This window comes from Haloimpatiens lingqiaonensis, from assembly GCF_901447495.1.
GTDB classification, from domain to species: Bacteria; Bacillota; Clostridia; order Clostridiales; family Clostridiaceae; genus Haloimpatiens; species Haloimpatiens lingqiaonensis.
Genome location: NZ_CABDWS010000129.1, coordinates 1 through 4,380, shown reverse-complemented (window position 1 = coordinate 4,380; position 4,380 = coordinate 1). Strand labels below are relative to the sequence as shown.

The following is a 4,380-nucleotide window of genomic DNA, read 5'->3' as shown; positions in this document are numbered from 1 at the left end:
GGAAGGAATAAACGCTGAAAGCATCTAAGCGTGAAGTCCACCTCAAGATTAGATTTCCCATAGCGTAAGCTAGTAAGACTCCTGGAAGACTACCAGGTTGATAGGTCGGAGGTGTAAGCATGGTAACATGTTCAGCTGACCGATACTAATAAGTCGAGGGCTTGATCAAAAGATAATTGACAGTTGACAATTGACAATTGACAATTAAAAGATTCTTCCACACTGTGCAATTTTGAAAGAACAATAAGTTCTTTTTTAGTAAGCTAGTCCGTTAAACTCTAGTAACTAGGTAAGCTGCGCAGCAGCTAATTACTAGCCCTCTAGACGCTAGCCCACTAGCACACTAAGAAAAATCTGGTGATTATGGCTTGAAGGTAACACCCCTTCCCATTCCGAACAGGACGGTTAAGCTTCAAAGCGCCGATGGTACTGCAGGGGAAGCCCTGTGGGAGAGTAGGTCGTCGCCAGGTTAATGGATCTTTAGCTCAGTTGGTTAGAGCAACCGGCTCATAACCGGTTGGTCCGGGGTTCGAGTCCCTGAAGGTCCACCATATGGGGGATTAGCTCAGCTGGGAGAGCACCTGCCTTGCACGCAGGGGGTCAAGGGTTCGAATCCCTTATTCTCCACCAAAAAGACAGTCATATTTGACTGTCTTTTTTATTTTTTGTAGGCCTGCTTTTGTAGGCCTGCCATGATTGATTTGTAAGCAGAAGTTCCATATGAGAATATAATGCCCTAAATTAGCGTAGTTTAATTAAGCTAAGGATTCATTTAAAAAGTTTACCTTATTTAAATATAAATTTTTACATGGAAAAATAAACGATTGTGATAAAATATAAGTGCTATGATAAAATTTTAGAGAATAGTAATATTAAACTACATGGGGGACATTCAATGGAAAATTTAAAGATACTTATTGTGGAAGATGATATTAACATAAATAACATGATAAAAGAAGCTTTGTGTAAGGAAGGATACGAAGTAGAGCAAGCGTTTCATGGGCTTGAAGGAGTAGAAAAATTTGTAAAATACAATTATAACATGGTAATCCTTGATATAATGATGCCTGTGATGGATGGAATTGAGGCTATGGGTAGAATTAGACAAAAAAGCAAGGTGCCTATTATAATACTTTCTGCAAAGGGAGAAGATAGTGATAAAATTATTGGCCTTGGTATGGGAGCTGATGATTATATAGTGAAGCCTTTCTCAGTACCAGAGCTTATTGCTAGGGTTAAGTCAAATATAAGGAGATCTATTTATTATAATGAAAGAGAAGCTAACATTAAGGACAAGGTGTATAAATATGGGAATGTAGAATTTAACTTGAATAATTATATAGTTCTCAAAGAAGGAAAGGAACTTGCAATGAGCATATATGATAGAGGAAAAGGTATTGAAAAAAGCCAAATTTCTCAGATTTTTAATCGATTATATACACAAGAAAAGTCTAGAAATAGAAAGTTGCAAGGTAGTGGACTTGGGCTTACTATTGTAAAAAAATTAGTTGAAGGTATGAATGGCTCGATAGAAGTTCAGAGTATTCCTTATGATAAGACAAGCTTTATAATAACACTTCCTAAAGCAAATTAAATTCTGATTTAATAAATTTGTAATAATTACGTAGTTTTGATTTAAGGATTATCCTTTATTATTGATAACAAGGGATAATCCTTAATTATTAAAGGGGGTAATTTTAATGGAACATGTATTAAAAACGTACAATCTTACAAAAAGATACAGTGGAACAACTGTAGTTGATAATGTAAATATAAATATTAAAAAGGGAGAAATATACGGATTTTTAGGAAGAAATGGAGCTGGAAAGACAACTACATTGAGAATGATAATGGGGCTTATTAATCCTACAAAAGGCGAATGTGAGATTTTCGGTAAGAAAAATGCTGATAGAGATGTATTTGGAAGAATAGGAGCTATAATTGAAACACCAGGATTTTATCCAAATTTAACAGCAAGAGAGAATCTTGATATACACAGAAGGATGATGGGAATACCTAATAAGGAATATATTGTTGAAGCTTGTTGCTAGTTTTGTATTTTTAATATATAAACCAATAAGGGCATATATACCTTTTCCACTTCCAGTGATATCTAATCTTATGCTTGTAAAGGACACTTATAAATTTATCGATGACATTTCAATTATGTCAAGTGCTGTTATCATAGTAGTTGTAATGTTTATAGGTGGAATTGTGGGCGGGTGCTTGTACATAAATAAAATGGAAGTTTCATAGAAGTACAGTAAGAAAACACCGTCTGCTTGTCTCAGTGGTAATTAATAAGAATTTTAAATGAAAGAGTTATTAGATAAAGAGTTTGAATAAAGGAGCTGCTGTATTAAGAGTAAATACTATAATATATTGTGCTAATTTTAAAATTGCAAAACAATATATTGCATGTAAATTACTTAATACAACAGCTCTTTAAAAATATTTTTCTACCACTTAGCAGTATGTTCTTCTACTGTACCAAAAAGATTGTTTATATTTAAATCTTTGTTATCCTCATCTACTATTTTCCCAGAAAAATATCCGTAAAGTTGGCAAAAATCTGATTTCACCACTAAAAAGTTAGTTTTCATATGTTTTTCTATAAAAGGAGAAAATAATAAATCTATTTTATTTGAGTTTTTAGTTCGTATATACCACTTGTCCATCATGTTATTTTTATTATATATAAATTCAACATCGTCACTTATCTTTATAATTTTATCATTTATAGTTATAGCATTTTCATTTAAACCGGTGTCATCTGTCCAGCCACTGCCTAAATTAATACCTATATTCAGTCCTTTATGCCTATCTGAAAAAGAACACCAATTCCAAAAGGTATTATAGGGCCATATACCCCTACCAAAGTCTAAAGATGCAAAAGAATTATTAAGTTCAAAAAATATAGGTTTACTTTTACCTATACATAATTCACCTGAAACAGGAAGGCAATTTTGCTTTGATGTAAAATGAAATTTTCGAGTGCTCCAAGGTATAACTATATTTAAAGTTTCATGTTTTGGATTATTATCAATTATAAATTTACCTTTTAAAGTGTTATTACTAAAGTTTGAGCAGTAGACCTGTAATTCTGTTTTATCTTGATTATTAGATATACTTAAGGTGAAATTCTTTTTAGAAATATTTATATTACCATATACTTTATTTGGAAGAGTACAACCTATAGCAAACGGAATTTTAAAACTTTCTTCAGTCTGAGTTTTGTTTTTTATGTCTAATAGATAAATAGAAATTAGTCCTACATAGTCAAAATTAGTGACAGTTATATTGAATAAATAGTCTTGGTTACATATATTCCAGTAGTTGAATTTTTTCTTTCTAAAACAGTGGCCTTTTATATGGCAATTATGCTTTGGATTTCTGCTCCAGCCTACGGAATTAGTATCTAGAGAACTATCTTTAGAACATAAATTATAATCATAATTAGTATTTAATTCTTTTTCTTTAAATGAATAGTTGTTTTGTTGTGATATTCCCATATTTATTGTCTGCGTAAAGTTTATGGAAAGTTAAAAAAACTCTGTTCATTATTTGAGAGATAATTTAGGAAAATAAATAAGATGTAATAGTTAAATGTACTTCTATCTGAAATACCTATAAAATTTACGCATAAACCCCCTTATAAAATGATATTAACTTAGTGGACTTGTTCGCAAAATAATAGATATAACTGAAAAATGAGACTTATCAAGTAAATTTTCTACGAAAAGTCCATGCGTGATTCTAGTCTGTGTATTACAGTATAAATTAAGAATATTCTTAATTTATATAATACCATAAATATAATTTTATTTTTAGGTTTATAGAAATTTAACTAGAAAACTCCAGATTTTTAGTAAGCGAAGGAAGAAAGAGTTTACTAGTAGATGATATTCAACAAAGTAGCGTATATATCAAAATAACTAATCCTGGTGTATCTATATGAGAAAAACGCATTAATAATGAGATATATTAAATAAGTTGATGTTAATTTATTATAATGGCATTTTATTTATAGGATATATAAATTCTTTATGATAAAATAACACATGTCGCTAAGAGATGCGGCAAAAAAATTAAAAACTTAGTTAAAAGATAAAAACAAAAAATCTTGACAAAGTTTTTAAAAAATGATAAGATGGTTAAGTCGCTTGAAGCGGCAAACGAATTGGTCTTTGAAAATTAAACAGAGATGATGATGATAAATCATAAAGTCAGTGAATTTGAGTTTGAGATTGAACTTTAAATTGAGAGTTTGATCCTGGCTCAGGACGAACGCTGGCGGCGTGCCTAACACATGCAAGTCGAGCGATGAAGTTCCCTTCGGGGAACGGATTAGCGGCGGACGGGTGAGTAACACGTGGGCAA

3 protein-coding genes, 2 tRNA genes, 3 rRNA genes and 1 pseudogene are annotated in these 4,380 nt (G+C 31.5%); 8 read left to right on the top strand and 1 reads right to left on the bottom strand.

Annotation, left to right across the window (positions count from 1 at the left end):
* From FGK85_RS14655 to FGK85_RS14625, 7 genes and pseudogenes are all read left to right on the top strand, one after another.
* Positions 1-169, top strand: a 23S ribosomal RNA gene (locus FGK85_RS14655); the annotation flags it as partial.
* 184 nt (positions 170-353) lie between these two features.
* A 5S ribosomal RNA gene (gene rrf, locus FGK85_RS14650) occupies positions 354-470 on the top strand.
* A gap of 4 nt (positions 471-474) precedes the next feature.
* A tRNA-Ile gene (locus FGK85_RS14645) sits at positions 475-551 on the top strand.
* Positions 552-554: 3 nt separating this feature from the next.
* Positions 555-630, top strand: a tRNA-Ala gene (locus FGK85_RS14640).
* A 265-nt stretch (positions 631-895) separates the two neighbouring features.
* A complete protein-coding gene (locus tag FGK85_RS14635; protein WP_138207850.1) occupies positions 896-1,594 on the top strand; it encodes a response regulator in 699 nt (232 codons plus the stop codon).
* A gap of 106 nt (positions 1,595-1,700) precedes the next feature.
* A pseudogene (locus FGK85_RS14630) lies at positions 1,701-2,042 on the top strand (ATP-binding cassette domain-containing protein); the annotation flags it as partial.
* Positions 2,035-2,256: a hypothetical protein gene (locus FGK85_RS14625; RefSeq protein WP_138207848.1), complete on the top strand. Its 222-nt coding sequence runs from the start codon at positions 2,035-2,037 to the stop codon at positions 2,254-2,256. The pseudogene FGK85_RS14630 and the gene FGK85_RS14625, both read left to right, overlap by 8 nt.
* Positions 2,257-2,459: 203 nt before the next feature.
* Here the strand turns inward: FGK85_RS14625 and FGK85_RS14620 are convergent, their stop codons facing one another.
* Positions 2,460-3,512 (bottom strand): DUF2804 domain-containing protein, encoded by a 1,053-nt coding sequence (locus FGK85_RS14620; protein WP_138207846.1) that lies wholly within the window; start codon positions 3,510-3,512, stop codon positions 2,460-2,462.
* Positions 3,513-4,255: 743 nt separating this feature from the next.
* On the opposite strand from FGK85_RS14620, the gene FGK85_RS14615 reads away from it, so the two are divergent.
* Positions 4,256-4,380, top strand: a 16S ribosomal RNA gene (locus FGK85_RS14615); the annotation flags it as partial.